Below are 19,017 nucleotides of genomic sequence, written 5' to 3'. Positions count from 1 at the left end.
GGGGGTTCGCGGCGCAGCGGTGAAGCGAGGCGGTGCGGCGACGAACGGGTGGCACCACGTTATCGTGCTCGGCAGTCTGTCGGGATCGGTCTTCTCCTGCGAAAGCAGGAGCCAGGGCCACGAGCGGCGTACCCTGGTATCCCGGGCTCCTGCGTTCGCAGGAGAACGGCAGCCCGAGCGTATCTACACCACCCCGGCGAAGGCCGGGGTCCAGGAGCGCGACGATGGTTACGACGCGATGCCCTTCGCTACGCCGGCTTTCCCCGTTGGGCCCCGGCCTTCGCCGGGGAGGGGTATCATTGTTACTGGTTATTCTGCCGGTTCAGAAAGCGCGGGATATCGAGCGGCGGATCTTCGGGCGCATCCTCCTCGCGCGCGGTACCGCGCGCGGCGTTGGACATGCGTTCGAACAGCGTTCCGCCCAGCTTGACCCGCGGCGTCGCCGCCGGTTCGGCGGCGGCAGGCGCTTCGGCCCCCGGTGCGATCCAGCGGCGGCGGCCACCATCGGCGGATGGCGTGCCGAAGGACGGTACCGGGGCAGCGGCGGACGGCGTCATCGGGGGGGTCGAGGCACCGAACGCCCCGTCGTCGAACGTGCGCGGCGGGGCAGACACGATCGTCTCCGCACCGAGCACCAGTTCCTCGTCCGCTGCATCCGTGGTCTCGGGCCTGGCATCGGCGGCTGCGGCGTCGGCGGTGGCGGCTGCGGCTGCGGCTGCGGCGTCGGCATGGTCCTGCGCCGCTGCGACGGGAGTTGGGGCCGAGGCCGGTTCGGCGACCGGCGCGGTCGCGACTGGCGCAGCGGGTTCGCTCGGGCGGAACGAGGTGGCGGTCTCCTCCCCCTTGCGCGCGCCGCCGAAGCTGAAGCTGCGGGTCGGTTCGGCGACCGCCGCGGGGCGCGCGGTCGCCTCGATGCCGGTGGCGACGACCGACACGCGGATCTTGCCCTCGAGCTCCGGATTGAACGCCGAACCCCAGATGATGTTCGCGTCGGGATCGACCAGGTCGCGGATATGGTTCGCCGCCTCGTCGACCTCGAGCAGGCGCATGTCGTCGCCGCCGGTGATCGAGATGATGACGCCCTTCGCACCCTGCATCGACACGCCGTCGAGCAGCGGGTTGGCGATCGCCTTCTGCGCCGCTTCCAGCGCGCGGTTGTCGCCCGACGCTTCGCCGGTGCCCATCATCGCCTTGCCCATTTCCTGCATCACGGAGCGGACGTCGGCGAAGTCGAGATTGATGAGGCCGGGCATGACCATCAGGTCGGTGATGCCGCGCACGCCCTGTTGCAGCACCTCGTCCGCCATCGTGAACGCCTCCTTGAAGGTGGTGTTCGCATTGGCGATCAGAAACAGGTTCTGGTTGGGGATGACGATCAGCGTATCGACGTATTTCTGCAGTTCCTCGATGCCTGCATCGGCGGATTTCGCACGGCGATTGCCCTCGAACGCGAACGGCTTGGTCACGACGCCGACGGTCAGGATGCCCATGTCGCGCGCCGCCTTGGCGATCACCGGTGCAGCGCCCGTCCCCGTACCGCCGCCCATGCCGGCGGCGATGAAGACCATGTGCGTGCCCTCGAGCTGCTTGGCCAGGCTGTCGATCGTCTCCTCCGCGGCGGCGCGGCCGATCTCGGGGCGGCTGCCCGCGCCCAGTCCTTGCGTGATCTTCGCGCCAAGCTGGATGCGTTGCGGCGCAGTCGATTGCTTCAATGCCTGCGCGTCGGTGTTCGCGACGAGGAAGTCCACGCCCTGCACGTCGGCGCGCATCATGTTCGCGATCGCATTGCCGCCCGCGCCGCCGACGCCGATCACCGCGATGCGCGGGGTGAGTTCGTCCACTTCGGGAGAAAGGAATTCGATGCTCATCGCCTGTATCTCCAGCCCCTTGCCCGGTGGAACGCCACGCCCGGCCCCTGATTAACCTTGATGCCCGATCGGATGGCAAGGTGCCAGCCGAAAGCGCAAGTGCGTCATGTTTCGTCAATAATTCGCGCGCGCCGTCTGCAGCAGCTTGCGAAACATGCCGAGCCCGCGGGTCCGATGGACGGTCTGCGGCTGCGGCGCGAGCGCGCGCAGGTCGACCGGATCGGTCGCGGCGTAGAAGGCCAGGCCCGCCAGCGTCGCGAACGCCGGCCCGCCATGCGCCTCGGGCAAGGCGGTCAGCCCGCGCGGACGCCCGATCCTGACCGACCGGCCCAGCGCGGCCTGCGCATAGTCCGCCACGCCCTTCAGTTCCGCGCCGCCACCGGTCAGTACGACCTGCCGCCCCACCGGCCCCTCGAACTTCAGCGCGGTCAGCGCCTTGCGCACCTCGCCCATCTGATATTCCAGCCGCTGGCGGATGACGCTGATCAACTGCGCCTTGGTGATCTGCATCCCGTCCCCGGCACCGTCCTCCGCGGAGATCGGCATCACCGGGATCATGTCGTGATTGTCGCGCGGGGACGCATTGGCCGAACCGTGAAAGCATTTCATCCGCTCGGCATTCTGCCGCCGGGTACCGAAGGCGGAGGCGATGTCGTCGGTGATGTCCTGCGCGCCGACGGGAATCGACGTCAGACCGACCAGCATCCCGCCCGCAAACAGCGACACGTTGGTGATTCCCGCCCCCATCTCGACCAGCGCGACGCCCAGCTCGCGCTCCTCCTCGCTGAGACACGCGAGACCGGTCGCGACGGGGGAGGCGATGATCGACTTCACCTCCAGATGCGCCGACCGGACGCACAGGTCCAGGTTGCGCACCGGCGATCCGTCCGCGGCGACGACATGGATATGGACCCCAAGCCGGTCGGCATGCAGCCCCAGCGGCTTCTTCACCCCGGTCAGCCCGTCGAGCGTATAGAGCGCTGGCTGCGCGTGCAGTACCATCCGGCCCTGCGGATCGATCGAATTGCGCCCCGCCGCCAGCAGCGCGTCGATGTCCTGCTGCTCGACGCGGTGGCCGCCCAGTTCGAACTCGACCTCGGCGACGTCGGACACGAGGCCACCTGCGGAGAAACCGACCCACACATTCTCGATGTTGATCCCGGCGATGCGTTCAGCCTGCTCGACCGCCTCGCGCACCGCGGCCTCGGTTGCGGCCATGTCGGCAATATAGCCGCGCTTGACGCCCCGGCTTTCGCGCTGGCCGGTGCCGAGCACGATCAGTTCGCCGCCATCGCCCTTCTGCGCGATCATCGCCGACACCTTGGACGATCCGATATCCAGCGCGGTGATGAGTCCTTCCGGTGCGGCCTTCGCCATGCCCTAGCCTTCCCCGATTGCCGAGTGGCCGGCCCCAGCGACCGCCCCCGTCGTCTTGTCGTTCGTCTTCGCGTCGATCTTGGCATCGCCCGGATCGGCCACCTCGCGCGCCATGCTGGCACCCGGCTTGCGCGCGACGAGCTTCGCCGGATCGCGCATGTCGAACCGCAGCCAGCCGCGCCCGAGCAACGGTCGATCTCCCTGCAATGCCGCGAATTTCATGATCGCCCGGTCCGCCCCTTCTTCCGGCAGCAGCAGAGTCTCGCCCGAGTCGAACGTCAAGTCCCATCGCCGGTTGCCGATCCAGGTCGCCGCGGTGACCCGCGATTTCAGCGCAGGCACGGCCGCGAGCAGGGTCTGGTAGCTCGCCTCCTGCAAGTCCGCACCGGGACCGATCACGAGCGGCAAATTGGGGATCGCGTCGGACTTTACCGGCTCCAGCAGCACGCCCTTGGCGTCGATCAGCGTCAGCTGGCCATTATCCTGCCACACCGCGGCGGGGGTACGCTCGACTATATCTACCAGCAGCGTGTCGGGCAGCCGACGCGAGACATGCGCATCGGCGATCCAGCCATAATGCAGCAGCCGATCGCGCACCCCCGCCAGATCGACGAGCGGCATCGCGGTCGATTTCTGGTCGAGCGCGACCGCATAGACGCTCATCCGGTCCATCCGCTTCAGGCCGGTGATCTCGATCTGCTCGACCCGGAAGCCGGCACGCCCCGCGCCCTCCGCCAGCGCGCTGCCGACCATGCCGGGTACGCCCGCCAGGCTCGCCGCGACCAGCGCCGCAACGCCGACCGCACCCAGGATCGTCCATGTCGTCAGCTTGCGCAGCGTCGTCTCGCTGACCGGCAATGCCCCGACCAGCCGATCCATCGCCGACACCTTGCGAACCGGCTGCTTGCGCCGAGGCTGCGGACGACGGGGCGGCGGGCCGCGCTTGATCGTACGGCTCACCTGAGCGCCTCGTCGACGATCGCCTGGACGAGTTCGGCATAGCGCATGCCGGTATGCCGCGCCTGTTCGGGGACGAGGCTCAGTTCGGTCATGCCCGGCTGGGTGTTGACCTCCAGCAGGAACAGGCCCGCCACCCCGCGATCGTCATCCCAGCGGAAATCGGAGCGGCTCGTGCCCTTGCAACCCAGCAACCGGTGCGCTTCCAGCGCCAGCGCCTTGCACGCTTCCGTGACGGCGTCGGGGATCGGCGCGGGGAAGACATGCTCGGTCATCCCGTCGGTGTACTTGGCGTCGTAGTCGTAGAAACCGCTCTTGGGCCTGAGTTCGGTGACGCCCAGCGCCCGGTCGCCTAGCACCGCGGTCGTCAGCTCGCGACCGCGGATATAGGGCTCGGCGAGCAGTTCCGCGAAATCCTGCCACGGTCCCGCGACGTCGCGGCCGATCGGGTTCCCGTAATTGCCGTCCGCGGTGACGATCGCGATCCCGACCGACGAGCCTTCGTTGACGGGTTTCAGGACATAGGGTCGCGCCAGCGGATCGCCTTCGAACAGGTCGGCGGATTTGACGACCCGCCCACCGGGCATCGGGATGCCGTGGGGGACGAGCGCCTGCTTGGTCAGCACCTTGTCGATCGCGATGACCGAGGTGGCGAGCCCGCTGTGCGTGTAGCGCAGCCCCATGAGGTCCAGCATCCCCTGGACGCTGCCGTCTTCGCCCGGCGTGCCGTGAAGCGCATTGAAGACCAGATCGGGGTTCGCCTCGGCCAGCCGCGCCGCGACGTCGCGCCCCATGTCGATCCGGGTCACGCAGTGGCCGAGCGACTCCAGCGCGTCGGCGACGCCGGTGCCGGAGAGCAGCGACACTTCGCGCTCGGCGGACCAGCCGCCCATGAGAACGACGATGTGAAGACCCGACATCAATTCCTCCCCCGGAGGGGGAGGGGGACCAGCCGCAGGCTGGTGGAGGGGGTTCTCAGCGGGCGGTGCAGCTTGTGGCCCGCCCCCTCCACCATCCTTCGCATGGTCCCCCTCCCCGTCCCGGGGAGGAATTGAAGAAGCCCCCTCACGCCACGATCCCCACCCGCTGGATTTCCCATTCCAGCGTCACCCCCGAATGCGCCTTCACCCTATCCCTGACCTCCTCGGCCAAGGCCTCGATCTCGGCACTCGATGCAGCCCCGAGGTTCAGCAGGAAATTGCAGTGCTTCTCGCTCACCTGCGCGCCGCCATGCCGAAGCCCGCGACAGCCGGCGGCATCGATCAAGGTCCACGCCTTGTGGCCATCCGGGTTCTTGAATGTCGATCCGCCGGTCTGCGACCGCAGCGGCTGCGACGCCTCGCGCTCGGCGGCGATACGGTCCATCTCCGCGCCGATCGTCGCAGGGTCGCCGGGGGTGCCGGCGAACACCGCCTCGACCACCACCGCGCCCGCCGGGAGGTCCGAATGGCGATAACGGTAGTTCAGCTTCGCGGCGGGCCAGACCGCCGCCGACCCGTCACGGGTCACGACGGTCGCCTCGACCAGGATATCGCTCGAATCGCGGCCATAGGCGCCCGCGTTCATCCGCACCGCGCCACCGACCGTGCCGGGGATACCGCGCAGGAACTCCAGCCCCGCGATCCCCGCATCACGCGCCGCGCTGGCGACGGTAATCCCCATCGCCGCCGCTCCTGCGCGAACGCAGCCGTTCTCGATCGACACCTTTGCCATCGCCTTGGGCAGGCGGACGACGACCCCGGGGACGCCGCCGTCGCGGACGATGAGGTTGGAGCCGACGCCGATCGGGAGGACGGGGGTTTCGGGGTCGAGGGTGCGGAGGAACGTGGCGAGGTCGTCGGTCGTATCCGGCCGCACGAGATACTCCGCGGGGCCTCCGGTGCGAAACCAGATGAACGCCGCCAGCGAGCCGCCGGGCTCGACCGAGACTCCCCTCCCGCAAGCGGGAGGGGTTGGGGGTGGGCGCTCGCTCGCTACCGGATACCTCGTTGATGGGGAGCGCCCACCCCCTACCCCTCCCGTAAACGGGAGGGGAGATGAAATAGTCCCACTCACGCCATCACCTCGACGCGCGCCGCCACCGCATCCGCCAGCCCGGCGGCCCATTTCGTGATGTCGCCCGCCCCCAGGCACACCACAATGTCGTTCGCCTGGATCGTCGCCGCCAGTTCCACCGCCAGCGTATCCGCGTCGGCCACGGTCGTCGCGAACCGGTGGCCGCGGCGCTTCAGCCCTTCGACCAGCGCCTCCGCATCGATCCCCTCGACCGGCGCTTCGCCCGCGGCATAAACGGGCGTCACCAATACCCGGTCGGCGTCATTGAACGCGGTCTGGAAATCCTCCATCAGACTGCCGAGCCGCGAATAGCGGTGCGGCTGCACCACCGCGATCACCCGCCCGACCCGGTTTCGGTCGATCGTGCCCCCGGCACGATCTTGGCCTGCCGGGGGCAGGCCACCCGAAACCGCCTCGCGCGCCGCGGCCAGCACTGCGCGAATCTCCACCGGATGATGCCCGTAATCGTCGATCACCGTCGCCGCGCCGCCCGCCAGCGCGATCTCGCCGACCTTGGTGAAGCGCCGCTTCACCCCGCCGAACTTGGCGAAGCCCTGCTGGATCGTCGCGTCGTCGATCCCCAGCTCCAGCGCCACGCCGATCGCGGCAAGTGCGTTCTGGACATTGTGGCGGCCGGGCATCGGCAGTTCGATATGCTCGATCGACCGCACCGAACCGTCGCGCGCACGGACGATGCATTCGAACCGGTTGCCGCCCGGGATCGGCGTTACGTTGACGCCGCGGACATCGGCCTGCGCGGAGAAACCGTATGTCACGACGCGCCGGTCGCGCAGCCGCGGCAATATGCCCTGAACTTCGACGTGATCGAGGCACATCAGCGCCGCGCCGTAGAAAGGGACGTTCTCGATGAAGGCGACGAACGCGTCCTTGACCGCGTCGAACGAGCCGTAATGATCGAGATGTTCGGGATCGATATTGGTCACGACCGCGATCGTGCCGTCGAGCCTGAGGAAACTGCCGTCGCTCTCGTCCGCCTCGACCACCATCCAGTCGCTCGCGCCCAGCCGCGCGTTCGATCCGTAGCTGTTGATGATACCGCCGTTGATGACGGTCGGATCGACCCCGCCCGCGTCCAGGATCGCGGCGATCATCGAGGTGGTGGTCGTCTTGCCGTGCGTGCCCGCGACCGCAACGGTGGATTTCAGGCGCATCAGTTCGGCAAGCATCTCCGCCCGGCGCACGACGGGAATTCGCCGTTCCAGCGCGCATTCGATCTCGGGGTTCGACCGAACGATCGCGGTGGAAACGACGACGACCGCCGCATCGCCGAGGTTGTGCGCGCTATGCCCGATCGCAACCGGGATGCCCTTCTCGCGCAAGCCCTGCACGACATAGCCCTCGGCCACGTCCGACCCCTGCACGCTGTAGCCGAGATTCTTCATCACCTCGGCGATGCCCGACATGCCGATCCCGCCGATCCCGACGAAGTGGATCGTGCCGATATCGGTCGCGACGCCTTTCATTAAATTCTCCCCTGGAAGGCGAGGGGGACCAGCGAAGCTGGTGGAGGGGGTTCTCCACAGGCGGTGCAGGTCGTGGAGAGCCCTCTCCACCATCCTGCGGATGGTTCCCCTCCCCGTCCCGGGGAGGAATGAAGAAGGGCCCTCACGCGAACGCCTCCTTCGGGCGCGGCGTCGTCACCGGCAGCCGCACGCGCGGCGCGTCCAGGCTCTCGACCAGATCGGCCAGGTCGCTAGCCGCGTTCGGTCGCCCGCACCCCCTGGCCCGCGCGGCGGCGTTTTCCAGTGCGGCCGGGTCGAGCCCAAGCTTCTGCATCTGCTTCGCCAGTTCTACCGCGGTGAACTCTCCTTGCGTGATCGTCCGCGCGCCGCCCGCCTTCGTCATCTCGCGCGCGTTCACCGTCTGATGGTCGTCGGTCGCGCTCGGCAGCGGCACCAGGATCGCCGGGCGGCCGGCCGCGGTCAGTTCGGCGAGCGTCGACGCGCCTGCGCGCGCGATCACCAGATGCGCCCAGGCAAGCTGTTCGGGCAGGTCGGGCAGATAGGTCGCCAGTTCGGCGGGAATCTCGTGCGCGGCATATTGCGCGCGCGCCGCGTCGATATCCTCGATCCGTGCCTGGTGCGTCACCTGCAACCGCCGCCGGAACGTCACGGGCAGCATCGCGAGTCCGTCTGGGACGACCTTCGACAGGATGCTGGCACCCTGCGACCCGCCGGTCACCAGCACGCGGAAGATGCCGTCCTCCTCCAGCAGCGGATAGGGTTTCGCCCGCAGCGCCAGCACCTCGGCGCGCACCGGATTGCCGACGTCATGGACCTTGCCCGCGAAGCCGGGCTTCAGCCGCTCGACCTCGCTATAGGACGTCGCGATCGCGTCCACCCTTCGCGCGACCAGCCGATTGACCCGGCCCAGTACCGCATTCTGCTCATGGATCGCGGTCGGCACCTTTTCCGCGAACGCCGCCAACAGCGCGGGGAGCGCCGGATAGCCGCCGAAACCGATGACCGCCGCCGGCCTGAAGTTACGATACAGCTCGCGCGCCATCCCGCGCCCGCGCCACATCTCGCGCGCCGCCTTCGCCCAGCCGATCGGCCCGCCGCTCAGTCGACCGGCAGGCAGGACATGCGTCTGGACGCCCCCAGGACCCTCCGCGAACAATCCGGGGAAGCGCACGCCGCGCGCGTCGCTGACCAGTGCGACCCGGTGGCCGCGCTTCGTGAGTTCCGCGGCAAGCGCCGCAGCGGGAACCATATGACCTCCGGTCCCACCGGCCGCCAGGACGAAATGCTTACTCATCTACCGCTCCAGCGAACGACATAGGGGCTCCGCGTCAGGAACGGATTGCGCCGGGTGAGCGCCAGCAGCAACCCCATGCCGATCGAAAGCGCGATCATCGACGATCCGCCATAGCTGATGAACGGCAGCGTCATACCCTTGGACGGCGCGAGCCCGGTGTTGACCGCCATCGACACCAAAGCCTGCGCACCGAACTGCACCGCCAGCCCGGACGCGGCGAGCAGCTTGAATTCATCCTGTTCGTCCAGCAGCTTGACGAACACGCGCACCACGATCGCCAGGAAGACGAGCGCGATGATCGAACACGCGATCAGCCCGAATTCCTCGCCGATCACCGAGAAGATATAATCGGTATGCGCCTCGGGCAGACCGAACTTCGCGGCGCCACCGCCCGGCCCCGTCCCCGACCATCCGCCCGCGACCAGGGTCGTATGCGCCGCGTTCGTCTGGAAATGGTCCGCCGCGCCCTCGCCGTCGACCGCGGGAAACAGGAACGCGTCGATCCGCGACCGCGCCACGCCGTAGAAGATATAGGCCGATACCAGCCCCGCCGGCACCAGCGCGACGATCCCGACGAGCACTTTCGTCGGCGTACCCGCGATCATCAGCAGCGCGAGCCAGACGGTGCAGAAGATCACCGTCTGTCCGAAATCGGGCTGCAGCATCAGCAGCACCGCGACGCCGCCGGTCATCGCCCCCGTCATCAGCACGGTCGGCAGTTCGTCGTCCTTCGCCTTCAGCGACAATATCCACGCGACGGTCACGATGAACAGCGGCTTCAGGAATTCGGACGGCTGGAACTGCGCGAAGCCGAACCCGATCCAGCGCCGGGCACCATTGACCGACACGCCGACAAACGGCGTCGCTGCCAGCAACACGACGAAGACGCCCGCGCCGATGATGGCGATCCGCCGCGCGGTCGCGAGCGGCAGCATCGACATGCCGAACAGGACCGGCAGCGACACCGCGACCCACAGCAACTGCCGCCAGAAATAGAATAACGGCGCGATCTTGTGGTGTTCGCCCGAATAGCGGACCGCGCTGGCCGGCGACGCGGCGGCGACCGCCACCAGCCCGATCGCGATCAGGAACAACGTCAGCAGCAGCAGCATCCGGTCGATATCGAAGAACCACGTGCCGAGCGGCGACCGGTCCCCGCGCCCGCCGCGTTGTCGCACCTTCGCCATCAGCCCGGCGCGACGGTCCATCCTGACATCGGTCATGGCAGCCCCTCCACGGCGGCACGGAACGCCTCGCCGCGCGCGGCATAATCGGCGAACTGGTCGAAGCTGGCGGCGGCCGGCGACAGCAGCACCGTATCCCCGGCCCGCGCGGCCGCCGCGGCGTGCGCGACCGCGGTGGCGAGATCGCCCGCCTGCTCGACCGCCGGGACGCGGCCCTTCAGCAGGTCGAAGAACAACGGCGCCGCGTCGCCGATCGTATAGGCGGCGACGATATGGTCGAGATAGGGCGCGCAGGCGTCGAGATCGTCGCCCTTCGCCTGCCCGCCCAAAATCCAGTGGATTCGCGCGAATGCCCCCAACGCCGGCGCGGTGCTTTCCGGATTGGTCGCCTTGCTGTCGTCGACGAACGCGACGCCGCCCCGCGTGGCGACGGTCTCCATCCGATGCGGCAGCCCAACGAAGCTTTCCAGCCCCCGATCGATAGCAGCTTCCGCGACGCCCAGCGCCTTGGCGACCGCGATCGCAGCGAGCGCGTCCTGCGCGTTGTGCGGGCCTTGCAATGCGGGCCAGCGCGACTGGTCCATGCACACCCCCGGCGCGATCTTGGTGAGGTGCTCGCCCCGCGCGGAGAGGCCACGCGCGATCACGGCGGAGGGCGCATCGCCGATCGCGATCACCGCCTCGTTGGTCGGCGACTGCATCGCGAACAGCCGCGCCTTGCTGGCGGCGTATCCGTCGAAGCCGTCATAGCGGTCGAGATGGTCCGGGGTGATGTTGAGCAGTACCGCGACGTCGCAGTCGAGCGTCTGCGTCAGGTCGATTTGGTAGCTGGAGAGTTCCAGCACGTACACGCCGCCTTCGGGGAGCGGTTCGGCGGCGAGAATGGGCAGGCCGATATTGCCGGCCATTAGGCTCGGGATCCCCGCGGTCTGGAGGATGTGATGAACGAGCGCGGTGGTCGTGGACTTGCCGTTGGTGCCGGTGATGCCGACGACCTTGTGCGGCGGGAGATCGGCGCGGGCTTGGGCGAAGAGTTCGATATCGCCGATGACGGGAGTGCCCGCCGCACGCGCCTTGGCGGCGAGCGGGTGGGTGTTGAGCGGAACGCCGGGGGAGACGACGAGCGCGTCGAAGGTGGTGAGGTCGATCGCGTCGAGATCAGCGATGGTCAATTCCTCCCCCGCCAGGGGGAGGTGGCGCGCCGAAGGCGTGACGGAGGGGGAGGCAGCCGCGAAGCTCATGGCATCCGCCCCCTCCACCGCTTCGCGGTCCCCCTCCCCCTTGCGGGGGAGGATTGCATCGCGCCTAGCCTCATCCGAATCCCAAGCAACCACGCTCGCCCCGCCAGCCACCAGCGCCCGCACCGTCGCCGCCCCCGACCGCGCCAGCCCCAGCACCGCGTATCGCTTCCCCGCCCAGGCGCGCGCGACGATCACCGCAGCTTCAACGTCGACAGCCCCGCCAGCGCCAGCACCAGCGCGATGATCCAGAAGCGGATCACCACCGTAGGCTCGCTCCAGCCGAGCTGTTCGAAATGATGGTGGATCGGCGCCATCTTGAACACGCGCCGGCCGGTGCGCTTGTAGAAGAACACCTGGATGATGACCGACAGCGCCTCGACCACGAACAACCCGCCGATGATCCCCAGCACGATCTCGTGATGCGCCACCACCGCGATCGTTCCCAGCGCCCCGCCCAGCGCCAGCGACCCGGTATCCCCCATGAACACCGCCGCAGGCGGCGCGTTGAACCACAGGAAGGCGAGCCCCGCCCCCACCACCGCGCCGCAGAAGATCGCCAGCTCGCCCGCGCCCGGCACGTGCGGGATCCCCAGATAATCGGCGAACTTCACGTTGCCGACCAGGTAGACGATGACCATGAACGCGACGCTGGCGATGATGACCGGCATCGTCGCCAGCCCGTCGAGCCCGTCGGTGAGGTTCACCGCATTGCCGAACGCGACGATCGTGAACGCCGCAAAGATCGGGAACGCGTATCCCAGGTCGAGGTACATCCGCGTCGTGAACGGCAGGAACAGATGCGGACCGTTGGACTGCATGATGACGACCGCGGCGATGCCGGCGACCGCGAACTCCATCAGCAGCCGCACCCGGCCCGACACGCCGGTGGTGCTCGCCTTTCGCACCTTGTCGTAATCGTCCATGAACCCGATCGCGCCGAAGCCGAGGGTCACGAAAAGGCAGGACCAGACATAGGGATTGGTCAGGTCCATCCAGATCAGGATCGCCAGCACCATCGACGTCAGGATCATCAGCCCGCCCATCGTCGGCGTACCGCGCTTGGCCAGATGCGTCTGCGGGCCGTCGGCGCGGATCGGCTGCCCCTTGCCCTGGCGCACGCGCAGCCAGCCGATGAATTTCGGCCCGATGATCAGCCCGATGACAAGCGCGGTCGCGACCGCCGCGCCGGTGCGGAAGGTCTGGTAGCGGATGAGGTTAAGCAGCCCTTCGAACCCGAAATGCTTGGCGATCCAGAACAACATTATGTCACGCCCCCGAGCCCGGCCACCAATCGCGCCAGCCCGACCCCGTTCGATCCCTTGACGAGCACGGTGTCGCCCGCCGCCAGCATCTGCCGCAGCGACACGAGTGCGGCTTGCGTGTCGGGGGCATGGACGAAATCGATGCGCCCCTCAAGCGCTTCGGCAAGCGGCTTCATCGCTTCGCCGACCAGGAGCGCCCGTTCGACGTTGGCCGCCAGGATCGGCTCGGCGAGCGCCGCGTGATAGGCCGGCGACGCCGCGCCCAGCTCGCGCATTTCGCCGAGCACCGCGACGTGGCGACCGGGTTCGTGCGCCAGCACCGCCAACGTGGCCGCCATCGATGCGGGATTGGCGTTGTAGCTTTCGTCGATCAGCAATACCTCGCCCCCATCGACCGGGATCGTCCGTCGCGCTCCGCGCCCGGCAAGCCCACCGAGATCGGCCAGCGCCAGCCCGGCGAGCCCCGGATCGGCACCCACTGCCTGCACCGCCGCCAGCACCGCCAGCGCGTTCGACACCCAGTGCATGCCGGCTTGCGCGATCGTGACGCTCAATTCCTCGTCGCCAACGCGCGCGGTCATGAACGTGCCGGTCGGCAACCGCATCGCCTCGATCGCGCGGACATCGGCACCGTCGTTCAGCCCGAACGTCACGATGTGCGCGGCACGGGGTCGGGCGGCGGCGATCAGGCGGTCGCGGTGCGGGCTGTCGAAGGGGACGATCGCGGTGCCGCCGGGTTCGAGGCCCTGGAATATCTCGCCCTTGGCGTCGGCGATCGCGCTTTCGTCCGGAAAGAATTCGGTGTGCGCCGGCGCGATCGCGGTGACGATCGCGACATCGGGCCGGACCATCCGGGTCAGGTCGGCGAGTTCGCCCGCGTGGTTCATGCCCATTTCGAACACGCCGATCTTTGCGCCGCGCGGCATCCGGGCGAGGCTCAGAGGCACGCCGGTATGGTTGTTGTAGCTTTTGACCGAGCGGTGGACCTGTCCGGGGATCGACCGGTCGAGCGCGGCGAACAGCGCCTCCTTGGCGCTGGTCTTGCCCACCGATCCGGTGACGCCGATAATCCTGGCCCCGGTCCGCGCCCGGCCGGCATGGCCGAGCGCCTGAAGCGCGGCGAAGCCGTCGTTCACCCGGACATGGGGGTGCCCGGTCGCCTCCGAAACGATCGCACCCGTCGCGCCTTGCGCCAACGCCCGATCCAGGAAGCGATGCCCATCGGTTGCCTCGCCCTTCATCGCGACGAACAGGTCGCCGGGCCCGACTTCGCGCGAGTCGAACGCGACGCCGGAGACGGCGAAGTCGGCGGATGCGATGCCGCCGGTGGCGGCCGCGATCTCCGCGGACGTCCATAGGGGGCCGTTCATCGCCGAACGCCCCCTTCGTCACCCCGGCCTTGTGCCGGGGCCCATCGTGCCGCGCATTCGACGGCGTCAGAATTTGCGGCACGATGGATGCCCGGACAAGCCCGGCATGACGGATGATCACGCATGGTCACCCCCCGAACTCCCGCGCCACGGCGACATCGTCGAACGGCAACACCCGATCACCGACGATCTGCCCCTGTTCGTGCCCCTTGCCGGCGATCAGCACGATGTCCGCTGCCCCCGCCTGCGCGATCGCGGCGGCGATGGCCTCGCGGCGATCCGCGATCTCCGTCCCGGCGGGCGCGCCCTTCAGGACCGCCGCACGGATCGCCGCCGGATCCTCGCTCCGCGGATTGTCGTCCGTCACGATGACCACATCCGCGCGCGCCGCCGCGACCGCGCCCATCGCCTCGCGCTTGCCGGCGTCGCGGTCGCCGCCGGCACCGAGCACGACGATCAGCCGTCCGCCCGCATGCGGCTTCAGCGCGGCGATCGCCGCCTCGACGGCATCCGGCGTATGCGCATAGTCGACATAGACCGGCGCGCCGCTCGCCGCGATCACCGCGCGCTCCAGCCGTCCGCGCACCGGCTGCAATCGCGCGAGGTTCGCCAGCGTCGTCGCTACGTCGCCGCCGGTCGCGATCACCAATGCGGCGGCGACCAGCGCGTTGGCGGCCTGATACGCGCCGATCAGCGGCAGCTGGACCGTGAAGGTCCGCCCGTCCGCCGCGATCGTGAGCCCCTGCCCCAGCAACGTCGGCGTCCGCCCCACCAGCCGCAGCGCATCGCCGCGCTCCCCGACAGTCAGCAACCGGTTGCCGCGCGCATGCGCCAGGTCGATGACGCGCGCGGACTGCACGTCGTCCGCCCAAACGACGCTGGTGCCGCCGGGGGCCAGCACTTCGGAGAACAGCCGCAGCTTGGCGGTCAGGTAATTCGCCATGTCGCCGTGATAATCGAGATGGTCGCGGCTGAGGTTCGTGAACGCCGCCGCCGCGACGGGCAGGCCTTCGGTGCGATACTGGGTCAGCCCGTGGCTCGACGCCTCGAACGCCAGATGCGTCACGCCTTCGCGCGCGAGCCCGGCGACGTTGGACAGGAAGGTCACGATGTCGGGGGTCGTCAGCCCGGTACCGGTCCGCTCCTCGGCGGTCGTCACGCCCAGCGTACCGATCGAGGCGGCATGACACCCCGTCATCCGCCACAATTGCCGCGTCATCTCGACGACCGAGGTCTTGCCGTTGGTGCCCGTCACTGCAACGACGGTAGCGGGGAACGGCGCGAAGAATCGTGCGGCGAGGTGCGCGAACGCCTCGCGCGCCGACGCGTCGGCGATATGCGCGGCGCCGTGCACGATCACCTCGGGCCGCGCGACGACCGCGATCGCGCCCGCCTTCACCGCATCGGCGATGAAATCCTCGCCATTGACCGCGGCCCCGCGGAACGCGCCGAAGACGGTGCCCGGCGCGACCTTGCGATGATCGATCGCGAAGCCGGTGACGACGCTGTCCTCTCCACCCCCGGTCAACGCGCCCAGCTTCATTCGACCGAGCCCGGCGATTTGCCGGCCGCCTCCTTGCCCGACCCGCGCCACAGCAAAGGCAGCAATTCGCTCTCGTCGATATCGTTGTTCAAGTCGGGGATGACGCCAAGCATCGATCCGGTCCGTGCGATCACCCGCCCCACGACGGGTGCCGCGTTCCAGGCCGCAGTCTTGAAGCCCGCGGTTTCCCTGGTACCGATAGGCGAATCGAGGGTTACGAGCACGACGTAGCGCGGCGCCTCCATCGGGAAAGCCGCCGCGAAGGTCGCGACATTGCGGTGGTGGTCGTATCCACCAGCAACCGCGGCCTCGGCGGTGCCGGTCTTGCCGCCCACGCGGTAGCCGGGCGCATCGCCCTTGCGCCCGGTCCCGCGCAACACGATCAGCCGCAACAATTGCCGCATACGCGCACTCGTCGCCTCGCCGATCACACGGCGGCCCGCCGCCTCATGGCCGGGGGCGACCTTCATCAGCGTCGCCGGCCGCCAGATGCCGCCATTTACCAAAGCGGCATAGGCGCTGGCGAGATGCAGCGGCGTTACCGCGATACCGTGGCCATAAGCGCTGGTCATGACCGTTGTCCGTGCCCAGAAGCTCGGCCACAGCGGATGCGCCTTCTCGCGCAGTTCGATGTCGGGCTTGGTATCGAAGCCCAGTTTCCTGAACATTGCCTGCATCCGTGCCGAACCGACCTCATCGGCGATCCGCGCGGTGGCGATGTTGGACGAATAGACCAGGGTTTCCGGGATGTTGAGCCAGCGTCTCTGTTCGTCGCCGCGATCGTCGTGGATCGTAAAGCCGCCGATCCTCATCGGCACCGTCGCATCGAAACGCCGCGCCATCGACGTCACGACGCCGCCGTCCATCGCCGCCGCCATGGTGATCGGCTTGAACGTCGATCCCAGCTCGTACACGCTCTGCGTCGCGGTGTTGCGCAGTTCGTCGCTGCCGGCCATGCCGACCCGGTTGGGGTTGTAGACGGGCAGCGACGCGAGCGCGATCACCTCGCCGCTGTGCACGTCCAGCACGATGCCGGTGGCGCTGCGAGTCTGGAACGTCGCGGCCGCCCGGCCCAGCTCGCTCTCCATCGCCGCCTGCACGCGCGTATCGATCGAGAGCGCGACGGGCTGGCCGTTCTTCGTCGGATCGAGCAGCCGCTGGTCCAGCACGCGCTCCATCCCCGACATGCCGTGGCCGTCGGTGGACAGGAAACCGAGCGCATGCGCTGCGAGCGAGGATTGCGGATACAGCCGCTGCGTTTCGCGCGCGAAGACGATCGCCGGCTCCCCGATCGCGTTGACCTGTTCGACCAGGGCAGGTGACGCGCGGCGCTGGAGATAGGTGAAGCTGACCTTCGACGTCAGCAGCCGGTAGAACGCCGCCTGGTCGCCGCGGTCGGGCATCAGCGCGGCGAGGCGCGCGGCGATGTCCATCGGGTCGCCGATCAGTTGCCTGGGATGCACCGCGATCGTCCACGCGTCGATCGTGCGCGCCAGCGGCTGGCCGTTGCGGTCGACGATATCCCCCCTGGCGGCGATCGTCGCGACGCGTGCCGCCTCGTCCGCGGGGCCATCGACGATCGCCAGCATCGCCAGCCGCGCGATCACCACCATGACCGCCGCGGCGAAGAACAGCATCAGCATCATCAGGCGCATATGCGCTGTCGCGACCAGCGCGTGGCGCTGGCCGGCGGATCGCCGCTGCGGCGTCGGCCGGGCGACGACGACCGTCAACGCCGGTGACCGGCCTCGGCGCGCGCGCCGGACAGGATATCGCCCAGCGTATGGTCCGACAGCAGCTTGTGGTCGAGCATCGCGACCGCAACCGGCTTCGATGCGACGAACTTCGGCTTCGCCGCGGCGGCGACGGGGATCGGCTCGTCATGCAGCGTCGCGGCATGCACCGCCGGGCGAGGCGCGGCGATGTCGGCGTGCGCAACGACCGTGGCGGGGACCGGGGCGACCGTGGCTGGGATCGGCGTCGCGGGCGCGAACGCCGGCGGCGCGGACGGCACGACCAGTGCGACCGCTTGCGCGGTGCCCGGCACCGCCGCCGCGTTGACGTCGATCGCCGCCAGCTGCGCCTCGCTGCGAACGAACTGCCCGGCGGCGGGGGCGGCGAGCGCCAGCGTGTCGCCGTTCCATTTCTCCAGCTGCGTCAGGTTGGCGCGGGTGTCGAATTCGGTTTCCAGCGCGCGGATGTCGCGCCGCGCCGATCCGATCCGGCTGTCGACCGCCTCCAGCTTCTTGCGTTCCGACGCAACCTGCAGCGACACCAGATAGAAGCCGAGCGTCACCGCCACGCAAGCCGCGAACCAACCGAGACCCTTCAACCGATATGCAGCGGTCATGCCATCACCTCTTCATGTCCGATATCGTCGGGCCAGGCCCCATTATTCCAGGCGGGCGCATGGGTACGCCGCGCCGTCCTGAGGGTTGCGGAGCGCGCGCGCGGGTTGCGCGCCACTTCGTCATCGCCTGCGCGAACGCCGCGTCCTACATTCTCGAACGTCGGCGCGGGGCCGGCCGATACCTGCGGCATATGCCGCGACATGGCCGGCGCGGCACCGGAGCGGTCGCGCAGGAAGCGTTTGACCATCCGGTCCTCCAGGCTGTGGAAGGTGACGACCGCCAGCCGCCCGCCCGGCTTCAGCACACGCTCCGCCGCCGCCAGACCGTCCGCCAGTTCGTCCAGTTCGCGGTTCACATGGATGCGGATCGCCTGGAAGGTCCGCGTGGCCGGGTCCTTCTTGTCGTGCGGCTTGTGGCCGAGCGCGCGGCGGACGACGTGCGCCAGTTCGCCGGTGCGCGTCAGCGGCCGCGCCTTGGGCCGCGACTGGCGTTACCCGATCACCAGCGGCTACAAGGCCCGCTGATCTAGAGGATCCGCCGCCACCAGTGCTTCTTTGGCTCGACCTCGGTGGTGGAGCCGGGAAAGTTGGTCTCGTAGACCTTGGCCGCGTTCGCCTCCAGATCCTGCATGTGCAGCGCCCGGTAGGCGTCGACGATGACCTTCATCGATCCGCGCACTGCCGGTGCACCGTCGTAGTTCTCCACGCAGTACTTGGCCCGGTTAAGCGCCCCGACGTAAGCGCCGCGCTTCATGTAGTACAGGGCCACGTGCAGTTCAAAATCAGCGAGGCGGTTGCGCAGGTAGACCATGCGCTGGTGCGCGTCCGTGACGTACTGGCTGTGAGGATATTTCTCGATCAGCTGCTGGAAAGCGTCGAAGGACTTCTTGGCGTTGATGGGCGGGCGCTGCGACAGGTCGACCCGGAAGCGACGCTCCAGCCAGTTGGACTGCCGCTCGAAGTACACCAGGCCCTTCATGTAGTAGGCGTAATCGACCCGCGGGTTGGTCGGATTCTCGCGGATGAAGGTAT

15 protein-coding genes and 1 pseudogene are annotated in these 19,017 nt (G+C 68.7%); all 16 read right to left on the bottom strand.

Annotated features, from left to right (window positions below; all coding sequences use genetic code 11):
- Positions 1-302: 302 nt before the first annotated feature.
- On the bottom strand, positions 303-1,868 hold the full coding sequence (gene ftsZ, locus ACFE7D_RS07540; RefSeq protein WP_375394814.1) for a cell division protein FtsZ: 1,566 nt from the start codon (positions 1,866-1,868) through the stop codon (positions 303-305).
- 114 nt (positions 1,869-1,982) lie between these two features.
- Positions 1,983-3,245 carry a cell division protein FtsA gene (gene ftsA / locus ACFE7D_RS07535; protein WP_375394813.1) on the bottom strand — a complete coding sequence of 421 codons (1,263 nt, stop codon included), beginning with the start codon at positions 3,243-3,245 and terminating at the stop codon, positions 1,983-1,985.
- 3 nt (positions 3,246-3,248) lie between these two features.
- On the bottom strand, positions 3,249-4,205 hold the full coding sequence (locus tag ACFE7D_RS07530) for a cell division protein FtsQ/DivIB (protein WP_375394812.1): 957 nt from the start codon (positions 4,203-4,205) through the stop codon (positions 3,249-3,251).
- Positions 4,202-5,122, bottom strand: coding sequence for a D-alanine--D-alanine ligase (locus ACFE7D_RS07525; protein WP_375394811.1), 921 nt, complete (start codon positions 5,120-5,122; stop codon positions 4,202-4,204). The genes ACFE7D_RS07530 and ACFE7D_RS07525 overlap by 4 nt, the downstream gene beginning before the upstream one ends.
- Before the next feature lie 145 nt (positions 5,123-5,267).
- Entirely contained in the window at positions 5,268-6,245 is a 978-nt protein-coding gene (gene murB / locus ACFE7D_RS07520) for a UDP-N-acetylmuramate dehydrogenase (RefSeq protein WP_375394822.1), read from the bottom strand.
- Between the two features lie 8 nt (positions 6,246-6,253).
- Positions 6,254-7,741, bottom strand: coding sequence for a UDP-N-acetylmuramate--L-alanine ligase (murC, locus tag ACFE7D_RS07515; RefSeq protein WP_375394810.1), 1,488 nt, complete (start codon positions 7,739-7,741; stop codon positions 6,254-6,256).
- Positions 7,742-7,883: 142 nt separating this feature from the next.
- Positions 7,884-9,035: an undecaprenyldiphospho-muramoylpentapeptide beta-N-acetylglucosaminyltransferase gene (murG, locus tag ACFE7D_RS07510; protein ID WP_375394809.1), complete on the bottom strand. Its 1,152-nt coding sequence runs from the start codon at positions 9,033-9,035 to the stop codon at positions 7,884-7,886.
- Positions 9,032-10,258: an FtsW/RodA/SpoVE family cell cycle protein gene (locus ACFE7D_RS07505; protein WP_375394808.1), complete on the bottom strand. Its 1,227-nt coding sequence runs from the start codon at positions 10,256-10,258 to the stop codon at positions 9,032-9,034. The genes murG and ACFE7D_RS07505 overlap by 4 nt, the downstream gene beginning before the upstream one ends.
- Positions 10,255-11,655, bottom strand: a complete 1,401-nt coding sequence (gene murD, locus ACFE7D_RS07500) for a UDP-N-acetylmuramoyl-L-alanine--D-glutamate ligase (RefSeq protein WP_375394807.1) — start codon at positions 11,653-11,655, stop codon at positions 10,255-10,257. Before murD ends, ACFE7D_RS07505 begins: the two co-directional genes overlap by 4 nt.
- The gene (gene mraY, locus ACFE7D_RS07495) at positions 11,652-12,722 is read right to left on the bottom strand and encodes a phospho-N-acetylmuramoyl-pentapeptide-transferase (protein WP_375394806.1); all 1,071 of its coding nucleotides are present in this window, start codon (positions 12,720-12,722) and stop codon (positions 11,652-11,654) included. Before mraY ends, murD begins: the two co-directional genes overlap by 4 nt.
- The gene (gene murF, locus ACFE7D_RS07490) at positions 12,722-14,092 is read right to left on the bottom strand and encodes a UDP-N-acetylmuramoyl-tripeptide--D-alanyl-D-alanine ligase (protein WP_375394805.1); all 1,371 of its coding nucleotides are present in this window, start codon (positions 14,090-14,092) and stop codon (positions 12,722-12,724) included. Before murF ends, mraY begins: the two co-directional genes overlap by 1 nt.
- A 127-nt stretch (positions 14,093-14,219) precedes the next feature.
- Entirely contained in the window at positions 14,220-15,635 is a 1,416-nt protein-coding gene (locus tag ACFE7D_RS07485) for a UDP-N-acetylmuramoyl-L-alanyl-D-glutamate--2,6-diaminopimelate ligase (RefSeq protein WP_375394804.1), read from the bottom strand.
- Positions 15,632-17,368, bottom strand: a complete 1,737-nt coding sequence (locus ACFE7D_RS07480; RefSeq protein ID WP_375394803.1) for a peptidoglycan D,D-transpeptidase FtsI family protein — start codon at positions 17,366-17,368, stop codon at positions 15,632-15,634. The genes ACFE7D_RS07485 and ACFE7D_RS07480 overlap by 4 nt, the downstream gene beginning before the upstream one ends.
- Positions 17,365-17,985, bottom strand: coding sequence for a hypothetical protein (locus tag ACFE7D_RS07475; RefSeq protein ID WP_375394802.1), 621 nt, complete (start codon positions 17,983-17,985; stop codon positions 17,365-17,367). The genes ACFE7D_RS07480 and ACFE7D_RS07475 overlap by 4 nt, the downstream gene beginning before the upstream one ends.
- Positions 17,982-18,458: pseudogene (mraW, locus tag ACFE7D_RS07470) on the bottom strand (16S rRNA (cytosine(1402)-N(4))-methyltransferase); the annotation flags it as partial. The pseudogene mraW and the gene ACFE7D_RS07475, both read right to left, overlap by 4 nt.
- A 53-nt stretch (positions 18,459-18,511) precedes the next feature.
- Positions 18,512-19,017 (bottom strand): outer membrane protein assembly factor BamD (locus ACFE7D_RS07465; RefSeq protein ID WP_375394801.1); only part of this gene is annotated, 506 nt, incomplete at its 5' end.

It is taken from the genome of uncultured Sphingomonas sp. (assembly GCF_964244235.1).
GTDB lineage: Bacteria > Pseudomonadota > Alphaproteobacteria > Sphingomonadales > Sphingomonadaceae > Sphingomonas.
This window is presented reverse-complemented; position numbering and strand designations above follow the sequence as displayed.